Genomic DNA, 26,447 nt, shown 5'->3' on the forward strand with positions numbered 1-26,447 from the left:
GCAGAGCGCTATTTGGCGTCGCTGTCATAGATGAATTTCGGCATCTCCAGCTTCAGCCGGATTGCCAGCAGGCGGAACACCAGTCCGGTTGCAGCTGCAACCAGCGTCACCAGATCGGGACTGAATCCGTATTTGATGCCGCCGATATAGAGAAGCCCCGTGACGATCGAGACGCTCGCATAGAGTTCGGCGCGAAACAGCAGCGGCACGTCGTTGCACAGCACGTCGCGGAGCACGCCGCCGACGCAGCCGGTGATCATTCCGGCCACGACCACGATCAGCAGCGGCTGATCCATGGCGAGCGCGATGTTGCAGCCCATGATGGTGAAGACCACGAGGCCGATGGCATCGAGCACCAGAAACAGCGCGTGGAAGCGATGCACCACGCGCGCAAGCCCGATGGTCAGCAGCGCCGCACCGCCGGTCAGCAGCAGCAGATAAGGGCTCTTCACCCACCACAACGGATAATGCCCGAGCAGCATGTCGCGCACCGAACCACCGCCGAGTGCCGTGATGCAACCGAGCATGGCGACGCCGAGCCAGTCCATCTTGCGCCGCCCGGCCGCGAGCGCAGCCGTCATCGCCTCGGCGACGAGCGCGATCATGGCGAGCGGAAACAGCAGGGCTTCGGTATGGGGCATGGGACTCGTTGGTAGCGGATGACGGCGACCTGTAACACAAATCCGTGCATGCGGTGACCGGCGGCGGACAAATCCCCGCCATCTTCCTGAGCCTCCATTACAATCTCACAGCAGGAGGTGTCATGACCCGTCTGTTTCTCACTTTCCCCATTCTACTCATGGCTGGCGCGGCCATGGCGGAGGACGCGCGGCTGTCGATGCCCTATTACGGCAGCGCCACCATGAATGCCGATGACAGCCTGGTGCTGCATTTCACCCGCACGGTGGACGGCAAGCCGGCTGACGGCTCGCAGACCTTTGCCCCCGGCGATCGCAGCTATGACAACGTGCGTCGCCACCTGAGCGGCATTGAACCCGGCCAGACCAAACCGCTGACGCCCTGGAGAGACTGAGCGTCAGCACAAACGGGCTTGCCCTACCAGTACCGGCGGCGCCAGTACCGACGACGGACCCGATAACGGCGACGCCAGCCCCAATGCCGGCGGCGATACCCCCAGAAACGACGCCGACGCCAGCCGCGGCGACGCCACTGGACTTGCTCAGGCTGGAGACGATCGACGTCGTCCTGCGACGCCACCGCGGCTTGAGGTTCTGTGTCCGGTTTGTGGTTATCGAGCGGATTGGCCGGCAGCAGCGGCGCGGCCTGAGCCTGCGTGATGGCCTGAGCGGCCAAGCCGACGCCCGCGGCAAAGCCGAAGGCGATCTTCAGAAAATGACGGCGTTCCATCGCGATCCCTCCTGATATCCGTGAGGGCATCAGGATCGGACCCGCGGCATGAATGGAAACTGAATGTGCGTGGGAACTCGCACATTCGGCATCTCGCCGTTATCGAAAGCCCGCGGCCAGTCCGACGACCTGACCATCGAGGCCGTTGAAACCATGATATCCCCGCGCCTCACAGGGATCTCCGTCGTTGCGTCCGCCGCTCAGCCACGCCACGCGGGCGCGCCCGGCCGACCATTTGACGAAGGGATCGACGCCGGCCGGCGCGGTAAACTTGCAGCCGTCATTGCGATGATGGATGACCAGCGTGCGCGGCAATGCCGAGGGCGAGCCGATAATCGACATCACATTGCTGCCACTACCCGATTCCGCACTGAGAAAGCCCGAGGTCAGCACCAGCGCATCCGGTCGCGCACCACGCGCAATGCCTTCGGCGGCACGTTGCGTCCCACGGCTGGTGGCCACCACCGTCACCGGACGCTTGATCGCGGCCATGTATTGCACTGCGCTGGAGAGATCGGTGCCGGCATCCATCACCAGCACCGCAAGCCCACGCGCGGCATAGGCGCTGCGGGTGCGCACGAGCTGATTGCCCTTCAGCCCGTTGATCTCACCGTGCTCGCCCGGACTGATAGCGCCGCTGCCGCCCGGCATCAGGATCACGCTCGCGCGCGGCGATGCGGGTTTGATGAGCACGGCGCGTGAGCCGCCGACGGTGACGGTTTCGTCGGCAATTGCGGCAGTCCCGATTAGGGTCGCAACTAAGGCGAAGCAACTAACCCAGAACCGGCATTTCATGACGCATCTCCCAACGTTGTAGAGAGTTAGGCTTGGCTTACGCACGACCATAAACATAAGGAACAGTTTCTGAGACGGGCGATTAATGAGGTTGAATAAAGCTTCAAGCCGTTGTGATCGTGAGGCGCTCCCGTGCGGCCATTCTATACAGGTAGCGAACTATACCGATAGTTAATTGGGCTTCACTAGATGAAACACTTCATTGATCTGGCTTAGGATGCCATCTGGCCTTCGATTTACGATACGATCGGTTACCCTCACCGCACCCTCCGCGTAAAATCTGCCAGATGCAGGTGGATTCGATCTCTCATATGCAGCAAATGCTTCTTCGCCTCTATTGAGCATGTGTTCCAAATCCTGGATGGACTTGTATCCATATCCCTTTAGCTGCTTGACTAATTTCGATGCACCACTCGGTGTAGGTTGCTTTCTATCCGCGAAGTGCTGCTTTAGATATGGAATAATCGTATCGAGATTCAATTCCTTTTGCTCGATTACAACATTCGTTTGTTCTGCTTCTAGTTTCGATTGCAGCCGGGCAGAATAGAACTGCTCAAACTCATTGTCTGCGACATAGAACAGCCCACCCAAAGCACTTAGCGCTCTCTTAAGCTCTTCGGGCACATCCCAATCACCCTTGTAGTCCAAGTGATGTGAAACAGCTGCCCAAGCATGCATGCACAAAGTTCGAACCTGTATCTCAAATTTTACGCCACCAGTTTTCTCATATCGCGGCCCCTTGTACCGACCAGGTAGCATGCAAATGTAGTGAGTAGACTGATAACCAAGCGGCCCCTGATCCAAAAGCTTATCATCGACGTTCTCGACATCGAAATTCGAACTCAACACTTCCGCGACTCGGGACATGTCGGACCGGAAAAGGCAAACAACTCTCGCGCCGACTATGTCGACAAGCAAATTGTGGTCCTGAATTCCTTTTCGCTCGCACTTATCAATGATCGAATCGACTTTTTTGATCCGATGCTCGATGTCATGAATCTTAATACCGGAGCCATCCAATTTTGATTTCAGAATGAATACAACTTCTTGAAGAAGCGCCTCGTTGCGCTGTTCCTGCGCGGCGACCTCTTTCGTAGTTTCTGCACGCTCTTCAACGGTGAAAACGCGAGAATTTCCGGATTCAACGTCCGGCGAAGAAATCTTCTTGGACTCGCTCGCTGTTCGGCGCATCGCCCCTCACAACGGCATGTTGTCGTGCTTCTTCATCGGCACTTCCAGATGCTTGTCCTTCAGCATCGCCAGCGCGCGGGCGATGCGCTTGCGGGTGGAGTGCGGCATGATCACGTCGTCGATATAGCCGCGCTCGGCGGCGACGAAGGGTGACAGGAAGCGATCTTCATATTCCTTGGTGCGCGCGGCGATCTTGTCGGCATCGCCGATGTCCTGGCGGAAGATGATCTCCACCGCGCCCTTGGCGCCCATGACGGCGATCTGCGCCGTCGGCCAAGCATAGTTCATGTCGGCGCCGATTTCCTTCGAGGCCATCACGTCGAACGCGCCGCCATAGGCCTTGCGGGTGATCACGGTCACCAGGGGAACGGTGCACTGGCTGTAGGCGAACAGCAGCTTGGCGCCGTGCTTGATGAGGCCACCATATTCCTGCGCGGTGCCCGGCAGGAAACCCGGCACGTCCACGAAGGTGACGATCGGAATGTTGAACGCATCACAGAAGCGTACGAAGCGCGCAGCCTTGCGCGAGGCGTCGCTGTCGAGCACGCCGGCCAGCACCATCGGCTGGTTGGCGACGAAGCCCACAGTCTTACCGGCGATGCGGCCAAAGCCGGTGACGATGTTCTTGGCAAAGGTCTCGGCGATCTCGAAGAAATCGCCCTCGTCCACGACCTTGAGGATCAGCTCCTTCATGTCATAGGGCTTGTTCGGATTGTCGGGGATCAGCGTGTCCAGCGACAGGTCGGTACGCTCGATGTCGTCGAAGCTCGGCCATTCCGGCACGCCTTCGGTGTTGTTGGCCGGCAGGAAGTCGATCAGCCGGCGCATCTGCAACAGCGTCTCGACGTCGTTCTCGAAGGCGCCGTCGGCAATCGAGGATTTCGTCGCATGCACGCTGGCGCCGCCGAGTTCTTCGGCGGTGACAACCTCGTTGGTCACGGTCTTCACCACGTCGGGGCCGGTGACGAACATATAGCTGGTGTTCTTCACCATGAAGATGAAGTCGGTCATGGCCGGCGAATAGACGTCGCCGCCGGCGCAGGGGCCCATGATGACGGAGATCTGCGGGATCACGCCGGACGCCTGGACGTTGCGGCGGAATACGTAGGAGTAACCCGCGAGGGCCGCGACACCTTCCTGGATGCGCGCACCACCGGCGTCATAAAGCCCGATGATCGGCGCCCGCGCCTTCATCGCCATATCCTGCAGCTTGGTGATCTTGAGCGCGTGGGTCTCGGACAGCGAACCGCCGAACACGGTGAAATCCTTGGCGAAGACGAAGGTCTTGCGACCGTTGACGGTGCCCCAGCCGGTGACGACGCCGTCACCCGGAATCTTGGACTTTTCCATGCCAAATTCCACGGAGCGGTGTTCGACGAACATGTCGAATTCCTCGAAGGACCCCTTGTCGAGCAAAAGCTCGATGCGCTCGCGGGCGGTCAGCTTGCCCTTGCTGTGCTGCGACTCGATGCGCGTCTCGCCACCGCCCAGTTTGGCGCCTGCACGCCGCGCTTCGAGGGTGTCCAGGATGTCTTTCATGTGCTCCAGCCCGTCAATGTCACGTGTTATCGCCCGCGGCGACCGCAGGGTTTGGGCGAGGTTCTAGCATGGGGTTTTCGGCGGTGGAAACGCCCATCAGGAAGGGTTGAATCCCCCAAAATCGCATGGCGCCGGCGGCGATCCTGCCTATATCGGGTCAGACAAGGGAGAGCGCCGGATGACCAATATCGTGATCAATGAAAACAGTGGCGCAGCCACGGGTGGCGTGCGTGACCTGCTGCGCTGGGAAGGCGTGGCGCTGTTTGTCGGAATGACGCTGTTCTACTGGATCTCGGGTGGGCCCTGGCAGATCTACGCCCTATTTTTCTTCGTCCCGGACCTCAGCATGCTGGCCTATCTGGCGGGCCCGCGGATCGGCGCGGGGGTCTATAATCTGGTGCACGCGACCATCGCGCCGCTGCTGCTCGCGCTGGCCGGTATCGCGACCGCCGAGCCAATCGCCGGTTCGATCGCACTGGTCTGGTTCGCCCATATCGGCTTCGACCGCGCGCTTGGCTACGGCCTCAAATACGATGCCGGTTTCCGCTTCACGCATCTCGGCCGCATCGGCAGGGATGCGACCGCACCGGCCACGGCGGAAAACCCGACCACCGGCAACCCGATCAAGGCTGCCTGACGCGCGGCCTCACGGCTCGCCGGGCTTGAACGGCGCCTCCTTGCCGGGCGGTGTGCTCTCCTCGGCCATCGCCAGTAACATCGCCACCATCACATAATTGCCGGCCACGGCCGTGAGATCGACGATCTGCTGATCGTTGAAGATCTTCTTGGCGCGGGTGAAAGTCTCGTCGGAGACCTTGTGCGTGGTCGTGAGCTCGGTGACGAAGTCGTAGACCGTCGCCTCATCCTCGGCCATGTTCGCGGGCCGCTTGTTGGCCTTGAGATCGGCGATGATGTCGGGCGACAGCCCGGCCTTCTGCGCCAGCGGCGCATGCGCGAACCATTCGACCTGCGAGCGCCATTGCCGGCCGATGATGATGATCGCGAATTCGTTGAGCTTGACGGGAACGGACGTGTCCCAGCGCAGATACGCAAACAGATCGAACAGCTTTTGCCCGAGCACCGGGCTGCGCATCATCGGATTATAGGGACCGGCGAGCCCCACGCTTGAGACCTTCATCACCTGCTCGCCGAGCGGCTTCTGCCTGGCGTCGAGCTGATCCATGGTGAGTTGCGGAAAACGCGGCTCCTTGCTGGTGGCAGGCTGGGCAAACATGGTGGCGGCAAACCAGCCGCTGGCCGCTGCAAGCGCGAGCGACGACAGTCCGATGGACGACATCCAGAGCGATGGGGACTTCATGATTTCCTCCGTGAGCTTTTTTCTTGTTCACGAAGGCTAGTTCAACGGGCATGAGAGCGCCAGTTCCGGAGCGTCCCAGAACGATCGCCTCGCCCCGCAGACCGCGCGGAGCTCAGTGACCGCTCATCACCAGCGTCTTGACAGGAAGCAACAACGCCTGGATCCGCAGCAACATCGCGTGGACGACCCCAACGGCATCGACGGCATGAAGCGCCAGCCACTTGAAAGAACCGATCCCCTTCGCGGCGATGGCGTCATGATTGCTGGTATAGGCATTGACGATACAGCTACTGCCGGGCGTCACGCCGTCGAGACCGCCCTGATAGATTGGCTCCAGGAATGTGAGGATGGTGCCCGGCGCGCGGACTTGCTGCGCTTCCACCAACTGCTCGCCGCCGCGAAACTGGCCAGCCGCGATATAGTTCTGGACGCCGGTCACCACCATCGGGATGACGGTCCACGGCTTCGAAATACAGGTCGCCTCGGCAACCATGCCCACCTTCATCACCTGCGCTTCGATTTGCCCAAATCCTGCAGAGAGCACGCGGCCCGCATTCTCCGGAATGAGAATGCCCGCCGATCGCATGACGGGATTGACGACATCGCCAACGCGAAGCGTGAACTGCTCGACGCGCCCGTCCACGCCTGCGCGAATGAACGTCTTGTCGAGATCGACTTGCGCCTCCGCGAGTGCCGCCTGCGCGCTGGCCTTCTCCGCCGGCAGCAGCGCGGAGATACGCGTCATCGCGGATTGTCGCGCGGCCATGGCTGCATCAAGCGCCCCCTGGCGGCCGTTCAGCAGCACCTCGAGTTTCTCGATATCACGTTGCGGCACCATGCCGGGATTGCGCTTCTGCAGCTCACGCTTGGTATCGAGTTCGTCCGAGGTCTGCTGATAGGAACCCTTGGCCTCCTGCGCTTGTCCTTCGGCCTTCAGAATATCGGCCTGCGCCGCCAGCATGGCCGCATCGACCTCGGCAATCTTGCGCCGCGCGGTCTCCATCGACGCTTCCTGCTTGGCGTTATCGAGCCGGAAGATCACGTCACCTTTCCTGACCGGGGCACTGAACTGGACGTGCACCTCCGCCACCCGGCCATTGATCTCGGGCAGGATCGGCACGGTCCGATAGAACAAGGTCGCACTTGTCGTCGATGGATGAAAATAGAAGATGACGGTGATCAGAGCGACAGTCAGCATGACGCAGGCCGTGATTCCCCATCTGAGTTCGAACCACACCGAATAGAACGTGATCTCCCGCCCGAGGCGCTTGCCTTGTCCATAGCGACGATAGAGATAATCCGGAAAAACCGTCAGCAGCGAGCAGAGGAGAAGCTCAAGCATGACCGTGCCCTCCGGCTTCGCCGGGACGGCTCGATGTTTCTGCCGTGACAGGGAGCGGTGGTGGTTCACCGGACAGCTCGGTGGTTTCGCTGGTAGCATCGCCGTCGGCAATCTTTCGCACCGATCCTGCGATACTGCGCAGCGGCGTGCTGAAATCCGGCAGATCGATCATCGCCAGCAACAGCCCGATTATCCAGAACAGATGGTTGTGGGTGAACAACGCGATCAAACCCAACACGGCCACGATTTCAAACTGCAGCTTCTGCGACTTGTGCGCCATCCGCTCCGGCATGCTGTGCAGGCGCAGATACAGATTGCCGACCATCATGATGGAGCCGATCAGAACGATTCCGACCACAACCATGAGCGTATCAGTCTCACCGGGAGCGGTAATGAAGCCAGGCAGATGATGCGGAGCGTTCGGATGCAGCGTCTCACTCACGTGATTCCCCATTCCAACAGTGTCAGGCGAGCACTAGCCTCTCCCGGGTTTCATAGTTGCACAAAGCTGGAACTTGGCAAGCATGAGCTTGTGCGCGATAGGAAACGCGCTGCAACAAATCTACATTCATACTGGGCGGACTGAGGGTTGATAGCTCGCGGATGCGAGATCACCAGCCTTGAAGGGTCGACGCAGAACAGTCACCAACGCGTTGAAGACTATCGTCGCCGGATAGCGCGGCTAGTGCGCGCGGCCCGACAGCCGCAGCACGAAGACCAGCACTTCCGCGACAGCCTTGTAGAGCTCGGCTGGAATCTCATCACCGATTTCGACATTCGAGAGTGCGCCGGCGAGTACCTCATTTTCCTCGATGGGAATATCGTGGGCCTTGGCGACCTCGATGATCTTCTCACCGATCGCGCCCTTGCCTTTCGCGGTGACAACAGGCGCGCCGGTCTTGTCGTAATGCAGCGCGACGGCGAGCGATCTTTTGGGCTGCACGATCATAGCGCGCGATCCAGAAAATGCCCCGCCGATGCCGGCGCGGGCTGCATCGGTGCACCCTCGCGGACCACGATGTCGCCGGGCTGCAGATTGGCGCGGATCAGCGCCTGATTGAGCTGCGCCGCACCGGCCTGCAATTGCAGCGCCGTTGCCGGCCGCTCGGCCCACATCCGCACCGACGTCTTGTCGCCAGTCAGCGAGACCAGCGCATGGACCGGGCCGGCCGGTTCGACATCGAGCGAAAAGCGCGCACGCCAGACCTGCTTGGCCGCTTCAGCCTCGCTGCCATTGCCGCCATCACGCGAAATCTCGAACTGTGCCATGGCCGTGCCGGCCGGCACCGCGAACGGAATTTCGAAACTCCAGCGCGGCGATGCCTGATCGAGCCGCGGCACTGCAAGACCATCCGCACGATCCGGCAAGGATGCCACCTGCAGGAGGGTCTGGCGCGCCAGCGCCGCATCGGTATCCGCGAGCAGATGATGGACGGTGGTGCCCAGCGGCGCATTTGCCGGGAGTGTCGGCAAAGCCATCGGCTGTGCCGTCGGCAATCCGCCGCGCAACGGCGGCGGCGGAAGGGTGTTGCGCGCGATCCTGGTGTCGGCACTCGTCTGGCCCGTGGGCGCCTTCGTAGCGGGCAGCAGATCCATCATCATGCTGTCGTCGAACACCAGCGATGCTGCGCTTCCCATGCCCTTCGGAGCCGTTTGCAGCGCTTCCCGAAGCAGGTTGAGCGCTGCGCCATTGGTCGCCAAGCGTGCCGCCGCTTCGGGGGCTTTTGCCACGGCCGGTGCGGTCTGAGCCAAGACATCGAGCACGGGCTCGTCTGCGGCGAGAAGTCCAGCCTGCTGCAGCGGATCGTTCTTGATACCCGTCTTGGGCAGCATGACCACTGTCGCTGCAGCGGCCTGCGCCTGCTGTGTCGTGATCTGCGCCGCTGCATTGGGGAGCGCGTTTGCCAATGCCGATGCTGGCTGCTCCGGTGTCGCTGCATTCGCCGTCGCTGGCGTTGTGCTCTGGGTCGGACTCGCGGTGGCGAGCGTCGTCGCCAACGCCTGACGCAGCACGATCAATGCTGCTTTCATGTCGGGCAGCCCGCCTTGCGGCAGCGATCCCTTGGCGAGCGATGATTCCAGAAACAGGCCGGAATTCTGGAATGCCGATTTGACTTCCTCGCCGGTGAGCTGGCTGTCGAGCGGCGGGCGTTGCGCCAGTACCTGCGCGACAGCCTGCTGCAACTGCTGCGGCAGCCCCTTCAACGAAGTGGCGACACCGAGATTGGCAAATAGCGTCGCCAGGCTCGCCTGCTGCGTCACGGCGCTTTGCGTGGCGGTGGAGACCGCCTGTGCTTCCAGCGATGTCAGCTGGATCTTGGAGGTCGCGATGGCATTGGCGAGATTGATCGGCAGGTCTGGCGCGAGGGTCACGTCGCCGGAGGACGTACCGCCCGCCTGCCCCGCACCTGTATTCTGCGGTGTGACGATGGCAAGCTGGACATTGCCGTTGTCGGTCTTCGACACTGCGAATTGCAGCACCTGCCCGGCCTGCAACGGCACCTGCGATTGCACGTCGATCGTGCTGTGCCCGATGGCGATACGGACCTGATTGTCTGGCGAGACCGAGAGCACGCGGCCGGCAATCACGCTGCCGGGCTGAAACGCGACTTCGCTCGCCACGCCCTGCGCGGAGACAACCGGTAAGATCGAGTTGACGGGAGTCGGCATGGTGAGCGGCACCGGACAATGGTGCAGCTACGCTAGTTAACGGTCGTTAACTTCCGATTAACCCGCTGACGGCGTGACCGCCTTCAGCACCAGCACGGCAGCCTTGAAATCCACCTGCCGCGCCGCGCGCCGCGCAGCGACTTCCTCATCGAGGCCCCACTTCTCGATATTCCAGTCCTCGTCGACAAAGGCGGCGGTCCAGACCTGATCGGCATTCAGATGGCCATGGAGCAGCGCCAGCGCGAGCAGCGCCGAGCCGGTGATCGTCGTCACCAGATGCAGCGCGGCAACCGCCCATGGATCGCTCGGCAGCGCAGCGCGGGCAGATGCGATGGCCTGTTCGGGCTGGCTGACATGCACGATGCCCTCAGCCAGGATGAAATGCGCGCCGAGATCATCGGCAGCCCAGAACAAGACAGGGTCCCATACCGCAGCTTCGCGCGCGATAAGCGCCTCGGGATAGCCCGCGCGATAGAACAGCAGATCGGTGCCGAAGTATTTTGCGATATCGTCAGCCACCGCCTGGGTCTGCGCCTCATCGCGGATCGCATCGATCACGCTGTTGGCCAGCCGCGTCACCGGCATGCTCGTGGGATCGATGACATCCTGCTGCGCATCCCATTCCGTGACCATGACCTCGGCAATGGCGCGCTTGGGAATGACCAGCGGATGGCGCGATGGCGTGCGCACGGTCTTGTCGTCAAGCATGATGGCATAGCCGTCCGGTGTTTCGCTCAACCCGACGGTCTTGTAGAAACGCTTGCGCTGTGGACCACGCGTCGACCTTCGCACCGCCTCTTGCGGATCGAGCTGCGACTGGCCGTACACTTCGTCAAACAATTCACGCATCGATGGTCTCAATTCCTGTTCGCCAGCCGTCAATTTACGCGACAGACGGGCGCCACGCGAGACCAAATCGCTCGTATCAGCGATTGGCGCAGGCTCGCGAATAGGTCGCACGATCATTCGGGCCGAGACCCGCAGCGGCGCCATCCTGCAAACAGTCGGTGATACGATCGCTGAAGGACCTCCGCGCCTGCGGGACATTCTGTTGTCGCGGCAGATCGCCGAGTTGCGGCACGACAGGTACTTCTATCCGCGGCGGTGGCGGCGCGGGAGGCAGTGGCGTGATCAAAGCCGGGTTGCCGGGCACTCCGATAACCTGCGCGACCGCAGGCGCAGCAGAGAGCGCCGCCGCAACGGCGACCAACAGAGCGAATGGGATGGAGCGATGTCTCATTGGTCTCATGTTGTCACGATCCCGCATCACATCAAGTGTCAGCGCCGGACAATGTGATCCGCTGCCGAATGACGGCGTTCCCATCCGGCGCGCTCGAGTTCCGGCCGATCGTCGTCGATCTCCGGATAACCGATGCAGAAATAGCCGATCAACCGCCAGTCACGGGGTATATCGAGTGTCGCGGCAATTGCAGCAGGATCGAGGATCGAGACCCAGCCCATGCCGATGCCTTCAGCGCGCGCGGCGAGCCACATGGTTGCGATCGCCGTCACCACCGAATAGTCCGCCATCTCCGGCATGGTGCGGCGGCCAAGGCCGTGGCCGACATCCGTCGCGTGGTCTGCAAATACCGCGAGGTGGCATGGCGCTTCGCGCAGACCGGCGAGCTTCAGCGCCGCATAGCTCTGCGCGAGTTCGCCGGTATAGGCGCTCAACGCCTCGGCATTGCAGGCGCTGAAATTCTCCAGCACCGCCTGACGACGTGACGCATCGTCGACGATGACAAAGCGCCATGGCTGGCTCAGGCCCACCGAAGGCGCGAGGCACGCGGTATCGAGCAGGCGATCGAGAAAGCCCGCAGGCAGTGGATCGGACTTGAAGCGCCTGATATCGCGGCGCCACACAAACAGATCATGCAGACGCGCGCGAAACGCAGCGTCGAAATCGGGCACATCGGCGGTTGCCGACGTCGCGCCTGTGATGTTGTCGGAGTCCGACAACGCCCTACTCTTCCGGTGCGTTCTCGATCGGATCGAACCGGTCGTGTTCGAGACCGAGCAGATTCCACGACTGCAGCATATGCGGCGGCAACGGCGCCGTGGCGTCGATCACGCCGCCACGCGGATGCGGGATGACGATGCGGCGCGCCAGCAGATGCAAACGCTTCTGGATTCCGCCCGGCAACTGCCAGTTCTCGATGTTGAAATATTTCGGGTCGCCAACGATGGCGTGGCCGATATGCGCCATATGCGCGCGCAACTGATGCGTACGCCCCGTCACCGGCTTGAGCGACACCCATGCGAGTTTCTGCGCCGAGGTTTCGACCACCGCGTAATAGGTCACCGCGTGGCTCGCACCTTCGTCGCCGTGTTTGGCGACGCGCATGATGGTGTCTTCTTCGTTTTCTTCCTTCGCCAGGTAGGTCGAGATGCGGCCCTGCTTCGGCTTCGGCACGCCGGCAACCAGCGCCCAATAGATCTTTCGTGCTGAACGTTCGCGGAACGCACCGGTGAGCTTGGTCGCCGCAAAACGCGTCTTGGCAATCAGCAGGCAGCCCGACGTTTCCCGGTCGAGACGGTGCACCAGGCGCGGCTTCTGTCCCTTGGCGTCACGCATCACCTCCAGCATCATGTCGACGTGACGCGTCATGCCCGAGCCGCCCTGCACCGCAAGACCAGCCGGCTTGTTCAGCACCATGACGTCGGCGTCCTCGTAGATCGTCATCTCCTTGAGCGCCTGCAGAGTTTTGTTGGCAGCCTCCGAGAGTTCACCGACAACCTTCGGCGCATCGAGCTTCAGCGGCGGAATGCGGACGGTCTGTCCCTCTTCCAACCGATCCTTGCTGTCAGCACGCTTGCCGTTCACGCGCAGCTCGCCTTTGCGGACGATGCGCTGGATATGGGAGAAGGACAGGCCGGGGAAATGCGCTTCGAGAAAGCGATCGACGCGCATGCCGTTCTCGTCAGGCGTGACGATGACGTTCTGCACGGCGGTAGGCAGCGGCGCTGGCGCGACTTCCGGCTTCGCTGGTTCTTCATCGAGATAAGGCGCGGGCATCCGCGGCTCACGCAGCGGCGCGTTGCCATAGCGCGGCGCGGGCTTGCCGCCCGGACGCGAACCGGAAGGACGCGCGCTTGGTGGACGCTTGCTGCCGGGTCGCTCGGGCCGCTGCGGCGCATCGAAGCGCTCGCTTCGCTCGGCACGCTGAGGGCGTTCGGATCGCTCGGCACGTTCCGGCCGCTCGGCCCACTCTGAGCGTTCACCGGCACGCGCACGCGGCGGACGCGCGCTCATCGGGCGATCGCTGCTCACGCGGCCGGCCTTGCCGAACGACGGCCGCTCGCCCTTCGACGCGGCGGCCTTGGATACAGCGCCCTTCGGGGCGGCACCCTTGCCACGCGGCGCCTTGCTGCGCTCACCACCGGGACCACGCTTGGCGAGAGGCTTCTTGTCGCGACGGCTCATGATTGTCTCTCGTTCCTCAGTCTGGTCCAGTAATCTAGCCGCTTGCGAATCTCGCGTTCGAACCCGCGCTCCGGCGGATCATAGAAGGTCTGCCGCCCCAAGGCTTCCGGGAAATAGTCTTGCCCGGAGAAAGCTTCGGGCGTGTCGTGGTCGTATTGGTACCCGTCGCCATAGCCTTCGGACTTCATCAGCTTGGTCGGCGAGTTCAGGATGTGCTTCGGCGGCAGCAGCGAGCCGCCCTCTTTCGCGGTCCGCATCGCGGCCTTGTAGGCCATATAGGCGGCATTCGATTTCGGCGCGGTGGCGATGTAGATCACCGCCTGGGCGATGGCGAGTTCGCCTTCGGGATGGCCGAGAAAATCATAGGCGTCCTTGGCGGCGTTGCAGATCACGAGCGCCTGCGGATCGGCAAGACCGATGTCCTCGACGGCCATCCGCACCACGCGGCGCGCCAGAAACAGCGGGTCCTCGCCGGCGTCTAACATCCGGCACAGATAATACAGCGCCGCGTCGGGATCGCTGCCGCGCACCGATTTATGCAATGCCGAGATCAGGTTGTAATGGCCATCGGCCGACTTGTCGTAGATCGGCGCGCGACGCTGCAGAATGTCCTGCAACTGCGCGGCGTTGAACACTTCATTGGTCCGCGCAGCGCGCCAGACTTCTTCCACCAAAGTCAGCGCGGCGCGGCCATCGCCATCGGCCATGCGCACCAGCACGGCGCGCGCCTCGGCATCGAGCGGCAATGCACGGCCTTCGACCTTCTCCGCATGCGCGAACAGTTTCTCGATGGCGGCCGCATCCAGCGACTGGAACACCAGCACGCGCGCGCGCGACAGCAAAGCGGCGTTGAGTTCGAATGATGGATTCTCGGTGGTGGCGCCGACCAGCACCACGGTGCCGTCTTCCATCACCGGCAAGAAAGAATCCTGCTGCGCCTTGTTGAAGCGATGCACCTCGTCGACGAACAAGAGCGTGCCCTTGCCCATCTCGCGGCGGGCGCGCGCGGCTTCGAACACTTTCTTCAGATCGGCAACACCGGAGAACACCGCTGAAATCTGCTCGAACTGCAACTCAGTGGCATCGGCCAGCAGGCGCGCGACGGTGGTCTTGCCGGTGCCCGGCGGTCCCCAGAACACCAGCGAACCCAGCGTGCGGGTTTCCAGCATGCGCGTCAGCGCACCATCGGGCCCGAGGATGTGATCCTGCCCGACCACATCGGACAGCACGCGCGGCCGCAACCGCTCCGGGAGCGGACGCGGCGCGTCCTGCTCCAGCCCGGCTGCGGCAAACAGGTTTGCAGAAGGCGTGGGTTGTTTCGGGCTCATCCGCCGAGTGTAACGTTGATCTGCTGACCGCCGCGCACCACCACGATGCGCCACAGCCGGGCACCCTCGCGCGTCACCTTGTCGAGATCGCTGGTCTTGCCGATCTTGGTGCCGTTGACCGCGATGATGAGATCGCCCTTCTGGAAACCGACGCCAGCCGCTGTGGCCGTATCGGTCAGCTCTGTAATGACAACGCCTTCGGTGCTGGAATCCAGCCGCAACTCGTCGGCAACGGCCGGGGAGATATTGGCGACCTTGGCGCCCTGGAATGGCGAACGCGCCGTCAGCGTGATCTCGTCGCGGCCCGTGTCGGGCGCAGCCTCGAGCGCAACGGTCAGCTTCACCTGCTTGCCACTGCGTTGTGCATCGAGCTGCGCAGTACCGCCGAGTGGCCGCGTCGCGAAGCGATATTCGAACGCATTCGGATCCTCGATGGCCTGGCCGTCGATGGCGGTTACCAGGTCAGAAACCTTGAGGCCTGCTTTCGCCGCCGGACTGTTCGCCGTGACATTGACGACCAGCGCGCCGGACGGCGTCTTGAGGCCGAGCGTTTCGGCGATCTCAGGCGTGATGTTCTGCAGCCGCGCGCCGAGCCATGGGCGCTTCACGGCCTTGCCGCCTGATTTGGCGGAGGCAACGACGACGCGCACCATATTCGCCGGGATCGCAAAGCCGATGCCCTGCGAGCCGCCGGAGCGCGAGAAGATCGCGGTGTTCACGCCGACCAGCTTGCCGGTCATGTCGACCAGCGCCCCGCCGGAATTGCCGGGATTGATCGCAGCGTCGGTCTGGATGAAGAACTGATAGTCGGTGATACCAACCTGCGTGCGCGCGAGCGCCGACACGATACCGTGGGTCACGGTCTGGCCAACGCCGAACGGGTTGCCGATGGCGAGAACGACATCACCAACTAACAGATCGTCGGAGTTGGAGAAATCCAGCGTCGGGAATTTCTCCTTGCTGTCCTTGATGCGCAGCACCGCCAGATCGGTGCGGCTGTCCTTGAGCACGATCTCTGCCTCGAACTCGCGCTTGTCGGAGAGCGAAATCTTGACCTGATCGGCGCCCTCGATGACGTGATTATTGGTAACGACCAGACCCGACGCATCGACCATCACGCCCGAACCAAGCGAGCGCTGCATCTGCTCCGGCTGCATGCCCTGGCCGCCGAAGAAGCGGCGGAACACCGGATCGTCCAGCAGCGGATTGCGGTTCTGCACCGTCTTGGCTGCATAAACGTTCACCACAGCCGGCTGCACCCGCTGCACGATCGGCGCGTAGGACAGCTTCATTTCCGTCGGCGATGCCGGGACCCGGCGATCTTGTGCAACAGCCGGCGCGAGTGCGGACGACAGGACAATGGCGCACAGAGCGGAAGCGGTCGTAGCGTTGCGAAAAAATGGGATCATCGGGGCCTCTTTGAGGAAATCGCGGCGAATATAGGCTGCTGAGCGGGGCAATAGAAGGGCGGGAACTAGCTTGCGTCCGCCGGCACATCCTTCTCCACCGGCGCTTTTTTGCGCGGCTGGGGCGCTGCGACCGCGGCCGACTTCTGGCGCATCTTGTGCGCATCCCCCCACGCCTTGAGGGCGTCGATGACCGGGCGCAATCCGAGCCCGGTTTCCGACAGCGCATATTCGACCCGCGGCGGGACCTCGGCATAGACCGTCCGAACGATCAGCCCATCCTCTTCGAGCGCGCGCAGCTGTTTGGTCAGCATGCGCTGGGTGATCCGCGGCATCAGCTTGCGCAGTTCGCCGAAACGCAGCCGCCCCTGCTGCAGATGGTACAGGATCACGCCCTTCCATTTGCCGTCGATCAGATCGAGCGTCACCTCGACCGGGCAGCCCGGCCCGTTGCCGAAATCACGCCGTTTCATTGCAAATATCCAATAGTATCCATTCGGTGACTATATCCCCGAAATGACAGTACTTGCAATTGTTGTCCCCTCGGGACACCTCTTTTGGGACATTCCCCATGAGCTATGGAGCGCACCAAATGAAGGCAGTCGGCTACACCAAATCCCTTCCGATCGACGCAGTTGACGCGCTGGTCGATTTCGAAGCTCCGAAGCCCGAACCGACCGGCCGTGACATCCGCGTGGCGGTGAAGGCGATCTCGGCCAATCCCGTGGATTTCAAGGTGCGCAAGCGCGCGGCGCCAACCGCCGGCGAAACCAAGATCCTCGGCTATGACGCCGCCGGCGTCGTCGATGCTGTCGGCCCCGATGTGACGATGTTCAAGCCGGGCGACGAGGTGTTCTATGCCGGCTCGATCCAGCGCCAGGGCACCAATGCAGAGTTCCATCTGGTCGATGAGCGCATTGTCGGCCGCAAGCCCTCCTCGCTCTCCTTCGCACAGTCTGCGGCGCTGCCGCTCACCGCGATCACGGCGTGGGAATTGCTGTTTGATCGACTCGGCGTCGCGCCTGGCAAGAGCCATGATCCACGCACGCTGCTCATCATGGGCGGTGCCGGCGGTGTCGGCTCGATCCTGATCCAGCTCGCACGCCGCCTCACCGGCCTCACCGTTGTGGCAACGGCATCGCGACCCGAGACGATCAAGTGGTGCCAGGATCTCGGCGCACATGCGGTGATCGATCACAGCAAGCCGCTGAAGGAGCAGATCGACGCATTGAAACTGCCGCCGGTCTCACTCGTCGCCAGCCTCACGGGGACGGAACAGCACTACAAGGCGCTTGCCGATCTGATCGCCCCGCAGGGCAAGTTGGGGCTGATCGACGATCCCGTTGAGTTCAACATGTCCGCGTTCAAAGGCAAGGCCGTCTCGGTGCACTGGGAATCGATGTTCACGCGATCGTCATTCCAGACGCCCGACATGATCGCGCAGCATTACCTCCTCAACGACGTCGCGGACCTCATCGACAAGGGCGTGCTGCGCACGACGCTCGACAAGACCTTCGGCACCATCAACGCCGCGAATCTTAAGCGCGCGCATGCGCTGCTCGAATCCGGCAAGTCGCACGGCAAGATCGTGCTCGAAGGCTGGTGATCACGGAACTGCGACCCACGAAATTCCCGCCTGGAGACACCTACGATAACAGAGCGCATCCATGGATGCGTTCTTCTCGTATAATAGCTAATTAAGATAGCTAATTATCTAAATCGCTTGTGATCGAAAAACGACACCGCGGTATCGTTCACTACAATGCGATGCGGGTTTTACAGAACTGTCGCAAAGCTTGCCTAGTTTGCCCGCGAGCTCAACGGTAGCTCGCTTGTAAAATGAGAACGCCCCCTGGCGAGAGCCTCCGGACGTTCTCTTTCGCAAGATCACAAACACAGATCCATACGCGTCCATCACCTGCGGAGCAATTCGCGGGGCGTGTCGGATTTTGTCTTCTACAGGGGTACTCCATGTCTTTCACGACACACAAAATCCTGGGCACGCTCGGCGTGATCGGCGTGCTGGCCGCAGGCCCGGCGCATGCGCAGTCATCGAATGATGAGATCGCCGTATTGAAAGCGCAGCTCCGCGCGCTGGAAAAGAAGCTCGATAACGTTCAGAAGCAGGCCAACACCACCCAGAAGCAGACGGAATCGGTCAAGCAGAACTTCGCGAATGCCAACGCGGCCATGCACAAGAAGGCTGTGCCTTTCATCAACGCGAACCTGACGATGCCCGGCAACCGTCCGACCTTCTGCACCGACGACGGTCTGAACTGCATCGCCATCACCGGCCGTCTGCACCTCGACACTGCCGCCTATTCGTTCTCGCCAAAGTCCGCCGGCACCAGCCCGCAGAGCGTGAATGACGGCATCAATGCCCGTCGTGCCCGCCTCGGCCTGATCGGCACCTTCAACAAGGATTGGGAATACGGCGTGATTGTCGATGCCGGCGGTACCACCGATGGCGATGTCACGCTCAACAACGCCTATGTCGCCTATAAGGGCGTCAAGGGCCTGTTGATCCAGGGCGGTTACATCGACGTGCCGTATACGCTGGACGAAGCGACCAGCTCGAACAACATCATGTTCATGGAACGCGCAGCTTCGCAGGTTCTCGCGACCAGCCTCGCCGCAGGCGACAACCGCGCCGCGTTCGGTGGTCAGGTCTTCGGCGATCAATACTGGGTCGGCGCTTACGTGACCGGTCCAACGACTGGTCTCAACGTCAATCACAGCCAGCCGCAGCCGCTCGGTGCCACCTTCCGCGCCGTCGGTCTGCCGATCAACAACGAAGTCGGCACCGTCCTCGTCGGCTTCGACGCGCTGTATCTCGCCCAGACCGGTGGTGTGACCAACAACACGCTCGGCATGTCCGATCGCATCGAAGTTCGCGTCGATCCGGCCACCAACGCATTGCTTAACACCGGCACCATGAACTTCGTGAACAATGCCCGTGTGCTGAGCGGTGAAGCCGCCGTCAAGTTCGGCAGCTTCATGGCGTCGGGCGAATACTTCGACTACAACATCCAGCGCAGCAACGGTCTGTCAGACCTGAGCTTCAACGGCGGTTACGGCCAGGCCAGCTACGTCATTACCGGCGAACAGCACAAGTACAACACATCGGCCGGTGCCTTCGGCGGCATCAACCCGGCCCGTCCGGTCAACTTCGCGACCGGCGATCTCGGCGCGTGGGAACTGGCGGTGCGCTACAGCTACGCCAGCCTGAATGACGGTGTCATTCGCGGCGGTGAACTGAAGAACACCACGGTCGGCGTGAATTGGTATGTGAACCAGAACATGCGCTTCATGTTCAACTGGATCCACGGCACCGTCGACAAGTTCGCCGTCAACAGCAACGTGAACATCGGTGCTGACTACGACGTGTTCGCGATGCGCACCCAGGTGGCCTTCTAAGCGCAAAACTTTCTGTAATCCTCCAGGTTCGGGGCTGTATGCCCGCGGTCCCACAACGAAAAAAGGCGGCGCTTTGGCGCCGCCTTTTTATCTTTGCGGGGCGTACGCTTATGCGATGGTCTGGACGATCCCGCCCTCTGCACGCAGCGCTGCACCGTTGGTCACCGATGCCTCCTTCGACGAGACATAGACGACCATGTTCGCGATCTCATCGACGGTGGCGAAGCGCTGGATCAGCGATGTCGAGCGGTGCTGCTTGACGAAGTTGGAGGCCGCCTCCTCGACCGATTGCCCGTTTTGTTTGGCGAGATCTTTGACGAAGGTCTCCACGCCCTCCGACATGGTCGGTCCGGGCAGCACCGAGTTGACTGTCACCGCCGTGCCCTTGGTGAGCTCCGCGAGACCACGCGAGATCGCGAGCTGCGCTGTCTTCGTCATCCCGTAGTGAATCATCTCCCCGGGAATGTTCAGTCCGGACTCCGATGAGATGAAAACGATGCGACCCCAGTTGCGCTTCAGCATGCCCTGCATGTAGGCGCGCGACAGACGGATGCCCGACATCACATTGACCTCGAAGAAGCGCGTCCAGTCTTCATCGGGAATATCGAAGAAACCCTTGGGCTCGAAGATGCCGGCATTGTTGATGAGGATATCGACCTCGGGAAGTGCCGACGCAAGCGCGTTGCAGCCCTCCGCTGTCGACACGTCGGCAGCGACGCCTGTCACCCTGGCCCCGGGCACGGCCTTGGTGATCGCGGCGATTGCCGCGTCCACCTTGCCCTGACTGCGGCCATTCACAACAACCTGAGCGCCAGTGGCGGCCAGGCCCTTGGCAATGGCGTGACCAATGCCCGAGGTTGAGCCCGTCACGAGTGCTGTCTTGCCCGTCAGATCGATCTTCATATGCGTACTCCCGTTTGAATGACGGAGCTGATATCGGAACGCGGATTGAAAGATGCAACTGCATCCAAAAGACGAAAGCACAACAAAAAAGCGGCGCACAAGGCGCCGCTTTTCCGAAAATCTGATGTGACGTGGCTTACGCCGCTTCGGACGTGCCCTGCACCGGACCCGAATCCTTGCCCTTGGCGTCTTCGTCGCGATCGACGAATTCGATCAGAGCCATCGGGGCGTTGTCGCCGTAGCGGAAGCCGGCCTTGATGATGCGGGTGTAGCCACCCTGACGATCAGCGTAGCGTTTGGCCAGCACGTCGAACAGCTTGCGAACCTGATCCTGATCCTTCATCTCACTGATAGCCTGGCGGCGCATGTGGAGGCCGCCCTTCTTGCCGAGGGTGACGAGCTTCTCCACGATCGGGCGGAGCTCCTTGGCCTTCGGAAGCGTGGTGATGATCTGCTCGTGCTTGATCAGCGACGCGCACATGTTGGCGAACATCGCCTTGCGATGTTCTGCAGTGCGGTTGAGCTTGCGATGAACCTTGCCGTGACGCATTGGAATATTCCTTATATTTCAGTTTGCCGCGACGGTTCGTCGGACATCATGTTGCAGGTGGGCTGCCTGCGTTCGCCCATAACGCCATGGCCGGGTTAGACCCCGGCCACGCCGCTCGTGATGCTCAGTAGTGATCTTCGAAGCGCTTGGCCAACTCGTCGATATTTTCCGGCGGCCAACCGGGCACTTCCATACCGAGGTGCAGACCCATCTGGGCGAGCACTTCCTTGATTTCGTTCAGCGACTTGCGGCCGAAGTTCGGAGTGCGGAGCATTTCTGCTTCCGACTTCTGAACGAGGTCGCCGATGTAAACGATGTTGTCGTTCTTCAGGCAGTTTGCCGAACGCACCGAGAGCTCGAGTTCGTCGACCTTCTTGAGGAAAGCCGGGTTGAAAGCGAGATCCGGAATGACTTCCTGAGCAACTTCCTTGCGGGGCTCTTCGAAGTTCACGAATACGTTGAGCTGGTCCTGCAGGATGCGCGCGGCATAAGCGACCGCGTCATCCGGCGTCAGCGCGCCGTTGGTCTCGATGGTCATCGTCAGCTTGTCGTAATCGAGGATCTGGCCCTCACGGGTGTTCTCGACCTTGTACGACACCTTGCGAACCGGCGAGTACAGGCTGTCGATCGGGATCAGGCCGATCGGCGCGTCTTCCGGACGGTTATGCTCGGCAGCGACGTAGCCCTTGCCGCCGGCAACGGTGAATTCCATGCGGATTTCGGCGCCCTCGTCGAGGGTGCAGATCTGCAGGTCGGGATTGAGAACGGTCACATCGCCGACAGTCTGAATGTCGCCGGCGGTTACGACGCCCGGGCCCTGCTTCTTCACGACCATGCGCTTCGGGCCTTCGCCCAGCATCTTGATCGAGATGTCCTTCACGTTCAGCACGATGTCGGTGACGTCTTCACGCACGCCGGCAATCGAGGAGAATTCATGCAGCACGCCGTCGATGTGCACCGACTGCACGGCAGCGCCCTGCAGCGAGGACAGCAGGATGCGGCGGAGTGCGTTACCGAGGGTCTGACCGAAACCGCGCTCGAGCGGTTCGGCAACCAGGGTCGCAAAACGGGTAGGATCGCTGCCGGGAGTTACCTGCAGCTTGTTCGGTCGGATAAGTTCTTGCCAATTTTTCTGGATCGTCACTGTGTCACCCATGCCATCAAACTCACTGGCGTTGGAGATCGCGGATCAGTCCGCGTAAGTCGCATCGCAAAAGCGATCGCGGGCAGCCGAGCCACCCGCGATCAAAAAGTATCAAACGCGCCGACGCTTGCGCGGGCGGCAACCGTTGTGCGGGATCGAGGTTACGTCGCGGATCGAGGTGACCGTGAAGCCCGCGGCCTGCAGCGCGCGGAGAGCCGATTCACGACCCGAACCCGGACCGCCGACTTCGACTTCCAGCGTGCGCATGCCGTGTTCCTGCGCCTTCTTCGACACGTCTTCAGCAGCAACCTGCGCTGCATACGGGGTCGACTTGCGCGACCCCTTGAAGCCCATCGTGCCAGCCGACGACCAGGCAATCGTGTTGCCCTGCGCGTCGGTGATGGTGATGGTCGTGTTGTTGAACGACGAATTCACGTGCGCGATGCCCGATGCAATGTTCTTGCGCTCGCGGCGACGAATACGTCCGGCTTCCTTTGCCATCTCTAACCTTTCTGAGGATCTCAACGCCGCCGTAATGCCAGCGGCTACACCAAAAAATAATTGCAGAGCGGATGATTATCCGCTTCCGCAAACTCGTATTCGAAAGCTTACTTCTTCTTGCCGGCGATCGACTTGGCCGGACCCTTGCGAGTGCGCGCATTGGTATGCGTACGCTGACCACGAACCGGCAGACCGCGACGATGACGCAGACCGCGATAGCAGCCGAGGTCCATCAGACGCTTGATGTTCATGCCCGTCTCGCGACGAAGATCGCCCTCGACCAGATAGTCACGGTCGATGACTTCGCGAATCTGCAGAACTTCCGCGTCGCTGAGCTGATTGACGCGGCGTTCCGGAGTGATCTTCACCTTCTCGATGATATCGGCGGCGTTCTTCTGGCCGATGCCATGAATGTACTGCAGCGCGATCAGCACGCGCTTGTTGGTCGGGATGTTTACACCGGCGATACGGGCCACAACTTCTCTCCTGTCACCAGTCCATCACGAACCGGCATTATCATCATTTGTCGGGCGGGTATTCACAAACGCGAACACGACGCCCGTCCCCTGGATTTCAGTGGGGCCCGGCATCGTTGGAATCTTCCGACTGGATGAGGGCCTTATTAAAGTATTCGACTTCGTTTCGTCAACCTGCTCTAGCGTTTGACGCGCTTTTTGCCGGCTTTCTTGGCCACTTTACCGGCCTTCTTGGCAGGCTTTTTGGCGGACTTGCTGGTTTTGGCCTTTGAAGACGATTTTACAGCCTTTTTGACCGCTTTTACCGCCTTTTTGACCGTTTTCTTGACAGTCTTTTTCACGGCCTTCTTGGCCGTCTTTGCCTTCTTGGCGGCCTTTACCGGCGCCTTCTTGGCCTTCTTGACGGCCTTCGCGGCTTTTTTGGCCGATTTGGCTGCCTTCTTGACCGGAGCAGATCCACGCTTGGCGGCAGCGGCCTTCTTGGCGGGCTTGCGGGCCGGCTTCTTCGCCGACTCATCGGCGGCGAGAATCGCTGCCAGCACGCGGTTGATCTCAGCCGTCACCTCTTCGATGGTCATCATGCCATCGATGGTCACCAGCTTCCGCTTCTCCGAATAATAATGCACCAGCGGCTCGGTCGAGGTGCGGTAGCTCGCCAGACGCTTCGACAGCACTTCCGGCGTATCGTCGATGCGCACGGTCTCGCCGCGCTCCATCATCTGCGCGACACGGGCTTCGACACGCTGCAACAGCGCGCTCTCATTGACGCGGAGCTCAACGGCAGCATCGAGATGAAGCCCCTTGGACTTCAGCAGTGCATCCAGCGCTTCGGCCTGCGGCACGGTACGCGGGAAGCCGTCGAGGATGAAGCCGTTGGCGGCATCCGGCAGCTCGATGCGATCCGAGATGATCCCGATCACAATATCATCGGGCACCAGGCCGCCAGCGGCCATGATGTCCTTGGCCTTGAGGCCAACTTCGGTCTCGGCGGCCACGGCAGCACGCAGCATGTCACCGGTGGACAGCTGAACGATGTTGTGACGCTCGACAAGACGATGTGCCTGAGTTCCCTTGCCCGCCCCCGGCGGCCCGAGAAGAATCAACCTCATTTGCGCCGGCCCCTCAGCTTCGACTTGCGGATCAAACCTTCATACTGGTGCGCCAGCAGATAGCCCTGCACCTGCGCCACAGTGTCCATGGTGACACTGACCACGATCAGCAGCGACGTGCCGCCGAAGTAGAAAGGCACCGAGGCGTAGGAAATCAGGATCTCGGGGATCAAGCAGACCACGGCGAGATAGGCAGCGCCGAGTACAGTGATGCGCGAGAGCACATAGTCGATGTATTCCGCGGTCCGCTCACCCGGGCGAATGCCTGGGATGAAGCCACCATGCTTCTTCAGATTGTCGGCAGTCTCGGTCGGGTTGAACACGATCGCCGTATAGAAGAACGCGAAGAACACGATCAGCGACACATACATGATCAGGAACAGCGGACGACCATGGCTTAGCTGCGTGGTCAGCCACTGGAACCATTCGGGCCCCTTCCCTGCGTTGAAGCTCGCGATGGTCGCTGGCAGCAACAGCAGCGATGACGCGAAGATCGGCGGGATCACACCCGAAGTGTTGAGCTTCAGCGGCAGATGCGAGGACTGGCCCTCGAACATCTTGTTGCCGACCTGGCGCTTCGGATACTGGATCAGCAAGCGGCGCTGGGCGCGCTCCATGAACACGATGAAGGCGATCACGACCACGGCCATCACGATGACGACCAGGATCAGACCGGTCGACAGAGCGCCCTGACGACCCAGTTCGAGCATATTGGCGATCGCCGACGGAAGCTCGGCCACGATGCCGGCCAGAATGATCAGCGAGATGCCGTTACCAATGCCGCGCGAGGTGATCTGCTCACCCAGCCACATCAGGAACATCGTGCCGCCGGTCAGCGTGACCGAGGTCGAGATCAGGAAGAACATGCCAGGTTCGCTGACGACATTGCCTGCGCCCTGCAGGCCCGCCGCAATGGCATAGGACTGGAATGCAGCGAGGATGACAGTCAGGTAACGGGTGTACTGGTTCAGCGTCTTGCGGCCCGCCTCGCCCTCTTTCTTGAGAGCTTCGAGCTGGGGCGACACGGTGGTCAGCAGCTGAATGATAATCGATGCCGAAATATACGGCATGATGTTCAGCGCAAAAATCGCCATGCGGTTGATGCCGCCGCCCGCGAACATGTTGAACATGCCGAGGATGCCGCCGGCCTGCTGCTTGAACACCTGTTCCCACGCGGCCGGATCGATGCCGGGCAGCGGAATATAGGTGCCGAGCCGATAAACAAGCAGCGCACCCAGTGTGAACCAGATGCGCTTCTTCAGTTCATCGGCCTTGCCGAGGGCCGAAAAGTTGAGGTTTGCTGCTAATTGCTCTGCTGCAGAGACCATGTTTGGCTTTCTCCCGCGCCCCTTTCGCCATCATGCCCCGAAAGAGCGGGGCATGCAGCGGAGGCCGGACATTATTTGGTGCTCGGCATTGATAAAATCTACTGCCACATCACGCAAGGCCGCCCACAGACGCAGGCGATGCCGCAGATGTTACGCAGCTTCGCCGTCGGCCTTCTTCGGCGCGATGATCTTCACCGAACCGCCAGCCTTCTCGATGGCTTCGATCGCCGTCTTGGTGGCGCCGTGCACTTCGATGTTGATCTTGGCCTTGATCTCGCCACGGCCGAGAACACGCACACCAGCCTTCGAGCGGCGCAGAACGCCAGCCTTCACCAGCGATTCAGCGTTGATCACGGCCTTGATGTCGATGGTCTTCGCATCGATCGCGTCCTGGAGGCGGTCCAGGTTGATCTCGGCGTAATCGAGACGGAAGATGTTGTTGAAGCCGCGCTTCGGCAGACGACGATGCAACGGCATCTGGCCGCCTTCGAAGCCCTTGATACGGACGCCCGAACGTGCGGTCTGGCCCTTACCGCCGCGGCCCGCGGTCTTGCCCTTGCCGGAGCCGATGCCACGGCCGACGCGCATACGCTTCTTACGGGAGCCGGCGTTATCGGCGATATCGCTGAGCTTCATCG

Annotated in this window: 29 protein-coding genes; 4 read left to right on the forward strand and 25 right to left on the reverse strand. The window is 61.4% G+C overall.

What is annotated here, in order from left to right; genetic code table 11:
* Nucleotides 1-8 precede the first annotated feature (8 nt).
* Complete coding sequence (locus tag SFY93_RS21840; RefSeq protein WP_184517825.1) at nt 9-641, reverse strand: trimeric intracellular cation channel family protein; 633 nt, start codon at nt 639-641, stop codon at nt 9-11.
* Between the two features lie 122 nt (nt 642-763).
* On the opposite strand from SFY93_RS21840, the gene SFY93_RS21845 reads away from it, so the two are divergent.
* Nucleotides 764-1,033 carry a hypothetical protein gene (locus SFY93_RS21845; protein ID WP_139285956.1) on the forward strand — a complete coding sequence of 90 codons (270 nt, stop codon included), beginning with the start codon at nt 764-766 and terminating at the stop codon, nt 1,031-1,033.
* A 23-nt stretch (nt 1,034-1,056) separates the two neighbouring features.
* Here the strand turns inward: SFY93_RS21845 and SFY93_RS21850 are convergent, their stop codons facing one another.
* The 4 genes from SFY93_RS21850 to SFY93_RS21865 form a co-directional block, all read right to left on the reverse strand.
* On the reverse strand, nt 1,057-1,368 hold the full coding sequence (locus tag SFY93_RS21850) for a hypothetical protein (RefSeq protein ID WP_175368434.1): 312 nt from the start codon (nt 1,366-1,368) through the stop codon (nt 1,057-1,059).
* Nucleotides 1,369-1,467: 99 nt separating this feature from the next.
* The gene (locus SFY93_RS21855; RefSeq protein WP_320444583.1) at nt 1,468-2,163 is read right to left on the reverse strand and encodes an alpha/beta hydrolase; all 696 of its coding nucleotides are present in this window, start codon (nt 2,161-2,163) and stop codon (nt 1,468-1,470) included.
* 171 nt (nt 2,164-2,334) lie between these two features.
* On the reverse strand, nt 2,335-3,354 hold the full coding sequence (locus SFY93_RS21860; RefSeq protein WP_320444584.1) for a GTP pyrophosphokinase: 1,020 nt from the start codon (nt 3,352-3,354) through the stop codon (nt 2,335-2,337).
* A gap of 6 nt (nt 3,355-3,360) precedes the next feature.
* Nucleotides 3,361-4,893, reverse strand: a complete 1,533-nt coding sequence (locus SFY93_RS21865; protein ID WP_309945196.1) for an acyl-CoA carboxylase subunit beta — start codon at nt 4,891-4,893, stop codon at nt 3,361-3,363.
* 178 nt (nt 4,894-5,071) lie between these two features.
* Between SFY93_RS21865 and SFY93_RS21870 the strand changes: the two genes are divergently transcribed.
* Nucleotides 5,072-5,530, forward strand: a complete 459-nt coding sequence (locus SFY93_RS21870; RefSeq protein ID WP_320444585.1) for a DUF4260 domain-containing protein — start codon at nt 5,072-5,074, stop codon at nt 5,528-5,530.
* Between the two features lie 9 nt (nt 5,531-5,539).
* Here the strand turns inward: SFY93_RS21870 and SFY93_RS21875 are convergent, their stop codons facing one another.
* The 12 genes from SFY93_RS21875 to SFY93_RS21930 all read right to left on the reverse strand — a co-directional run bounded on the left by SFY93_RS21875 (nt 5,540) and on the right by SFY93_RS21930 (nt 16,854).
* Nucleotides 5,540-6,211, reverse strand: coding sequence for a carboxymuconolactone decarboxylase family protein (locus tag SFY93_RS21875; RefSeq protein WP_320444586.1), 672 nt, complete (start codon nt 6,209-6,211; stop codon nt 5,540-5,542).
* Nucleotides 6,212-6,323: 112 nt separating this feature from the next.
* On the reverse strand, nt 6,324-7,553 hold the full coding sequence (locus SFY93_RS21880; protein ID WP_320444587.1) for an HlyD family secretion protein: 1,230 nt from the start codon (nt 7,551-7,553) through the stop codon (nt 6,324-6,326).
* A complete protein-coding gene (locus tag SFY93_RS21885) occupies nt 7,546-7,995 on the reverse strand; it encodes a hypothetical protein (RefSeq protein ID WP_320444588.1) in 450 nt (149 codons plus the stop codon). The genes SFY93_RS21880 and SFY93_RS21885 overlap by 8 nt, the downstream gene beginning before the upstream one ends.
* A gap of 240 nt (nt 7,996-8,235) precedes the next feature.
* Nucleotides 8,236-8,502: an EscU/YscU/HrcU family type III secretion system export apparatus switch protein gene (locus tag SFY93_RS21890; protein ID WP_093761235.1), complete on the reverse strand. Its 267-nt coding sequence runs from the start codon at nt 8,500-8,502 to the stop codon at nt 8,236-8,238.
* Complete coding sequence (locus tag SFY93_RS21895) at nt 8,499-10,223, reverse strand: flagellar hook-length control protein FliK (RefSeq protein ID WP_320444589.1); 1,725 nt, start codon at nt 10,221-10,223, stop codon at nt 8,499-8,501. Before SFY93_RS21895 ends, SFY93_RS21890 begins: the two co-directional genes overlap by 4 nt.
* Before the next feature lie 57 nt (nt 10,224-10,280).
* Nucleotides 10,281-11,072, reverse strand: coding sequence for an ATP12 family chaperone protein (locus SFY93_RS21900; protein WP_320444590.1), 792 nt, complete (start codon nt 11,070-11,072; stop codon nt 10,281-10,283).
* Between the two features lie 76 nt (nt 11,073-11,148).
* Nucleotides 11,149-11,472 carry a hypothetical protein gene (locus SFY93_RS21905; RefSeq protein WP_093761535.1) on the reverse strand — a complete coding sequence of 108 codons (324 nt, stop codon included), beginning with the start codon at nt 11,470-11,472 and terminating at the stop codon, nt 11,149-11,151.
* Nucleotides 11,473-11,501: 29 nt separating this feature from the next.
* Nucleotides 11,502-12,134 carry a 5,6-dimethylbenzimidazole synthase gene (gene bluB / locus SFY93_RS21910; RefSeq protein WP_244528466.1) on the reverse strand — a complete coding sequence of 211 codons (633 nt, stop codon included), beginning with the start codon at nt 12,132-12,134 and terminating at the stop codon, nt 11,502-11,504.
* A 52-nt stretch (nt 12,135-12,186) separates the two neighbouring features.
* The gene (locus SFY93_RS21915) at nt 12,187-13,647 is read right to left on the reverse strand and encodes an RluA family pseudouridine synthase (RefSeq protein ID WP_320444591.1); all 1,461 of its coding nucleotides are present in this window, start codon (nt 13,645-13,647) and stop codon (nt 12,187-12,189) included.
* A complete protein-coding gene (locus tag SFY93_RS21920; RefSeq protein WP_116661818.1) occupies nt 13,644-14,975 on the reverse strand; it encodes a replication-associated recombination protein A in 1,332 nt (443 codons plus the stop codon). Before SFY93_RS21920 ends, SFY93_RS21915 begins: the two co-directional genes overlap by 4 nt.
* Complete coding sequence (locus SFY93_RS21925; protein ID WP_320444592.1) at nt 14,972-16,384, reverse strand: DegQ family serine endoprotease; 1,413 nt, start codon at nt 16,382-16,384, stop codon at nt 14,972-14,974. The genes SFY93_RS21920 and SFY93_RS21925 overlap by 4 nt, the downstream gene beginning before the upstream one ends.
* Nucleotides 16,385-16,449: 65 nt before the next feature.
* Complete coding sequence (locus SFY93_RS21930; protein WP_320444593.1) at nt 16,450-16,854, reverse strand: winged helix-turn-helix transcriptional regulator; 405 nt, start codon at nt 16,852-16,854, stop codon at nt 16,450-16,452.
* Between the two features lie 119 nt (nt 16,855-16,973).
* On the opposite strand from SFY93_RS21930, the gene SFY93_RS21935 reads away from it, so the two are divergent.
* Both SFY93_RS21935 and SFY93_RS21940 read left to right on the forward strand, forming a co-directional pair.
* The gene (locus SFY93_RS21935) at nt 16,974-17,987 is read left to right on the forward strand and encodes a zinc-binding alcohol dehydrogenase family protein (protein WP_320444594.1); all 1,014 of its coding nucleotides are present in this window, start codon (nt 16,974-16,976) and stop codon (nt 17,985-17,987) included.
* A 365-nt stretch (nt 17,988-18,352) separates the two neighbouring features.
* On the forward strand, nt 18,353-19,798 hold the full coding sequence (locus SFY93_RS21940) for an OprO/OprP family phosphate-selective porin (protein ID WP_320444595.1): 1,446 nt from the start codon (nt 18,353-18,355) through the stop codon (nt 19,796-19,798).
* A gap of 108 nt (nt 19,799-19,906) precedes the next feature.
* Here the strand turns inward: SFY93_RS21940 and SFY93_RS21945 are convergent, their stop codons facing one another.
* The 8 genes from SFY93_RS21945 to rplO all read right to left on the reverse strand — a co-directional run bounded on the left by SFY93_RS21945 (nt 19,907) and on the right by rplO (nt 26,445).
* Complete coding sequence (locus tag SFY93_RS21945) at nt 19,907-20,701, reverse strand: SDR family NAD(P)-dependent oxidoreductase (protein ID WP_320444596.1); 795 nt, start codon at nt 20,699-20,701, stop codon at nt 19,907-19,909.
* Nucleotides 20,702-20,837: 136 nt separating this feature from the next.
* Nucleotides 20,838-21,251, reverse strand: coding sequence for a 50S ribosomal protein L17 (gene rplQ, locus SFY93_RS21950; RefSeq protein WP_320444597.1), 414 nt, complete (start codon nt 21,249-21,251; stop codon nt 20,838-20,840).
* A 124-nt stretch (nt 21,252-21,375) separates the two neighbouring features.
* Nucleotides 21,376-22,407 (reverse strand): DNA-directed RNA polymerase subunit alpha, encoded by a 1,032-nt coding sequence (locus SFY93_RS21955; protein WP_089268181.1) that lies wholly within the window; start codon nt 22,405-22,407, stop codon nt 21,376-21,378.
* Between the two features lie 99 nt (nt 22,408-22,506).
* Nucleotides 22,507-22,896: a 30S ribosomal protein S11 gene (gene rpsK, locus SFY93_RS21960; protein ID WP_068731453.1), complete on the reverse strand. Its 390-nt coding sequence runs from the start codon at nt 22,894-22,896 to the stop codon at nt 22,507-22,509.
* A 107-nt stretch (nt 22,897-23,003) separates the two neighbouring features.
* Nucleotides 23,004-23,372, reverse strand: a complete 369-nt coding sequence (gene rpsM, locus SFY93_RS21965; RefSeq protein WP_068731455.1) for a 30S ribosomal protein S13 — start codon at nt 23,370-23,372, stop codon at nt 23,004-23,006.
* A 179-nt stretch (nt 23,373-23,551) separates the two neighbouring features.
* Nucleotides 23,552-24,481: an adenylate kinase gene (locus tag SFY93_RS21970; RefSeq protein WP_320444598.1), complete on the reverse strand. Its 930-nt coding sequence runs from the start codon at nt 24,479-24,481 to the stop codon at nt 23,552-23,554.
* Nucleotides 24,478-25,809, reverse strand: coding sequence for a preprotein translocase subunit SecY (gene secY / locus SFY93_RS21975; protein ID WP_089268179.1), 1,332 nt, complete (start codon nt 25,807-25,809; stop codon nt 24,478-24,480). Before secY ends, SFY93_RS21970 begins: the two co-directional genes overlap by 4 nt.
* A gap of 150 nt (nt 25,810-25,959) precedes the next feature.
* Nucleotides 25,960-26,445: a 50S ribosomal protein L15 gene (gene rplO, locus SFY93_RS21980; protein ID WP_068731461.1), complete on the reverse strand. Its 486-nt coding sequence runs from the start codon at nt 26,443-26,445 to the stop codon at nt 25,960-25,962.
* Nucleotides 26,446-26,447 lie beyond the last annotated feature (2 nt).

Source organism: Tardiphaga sp. 42S5 (genome assembly GCF_034044155.1).
Classification (GTDB): Bacteria; Pseudomonadota; Alphaproteobacteria; order Rhizobiales; family Xanthobacteraceae; genus Tardiphaga; species Tardiphaga robiniae.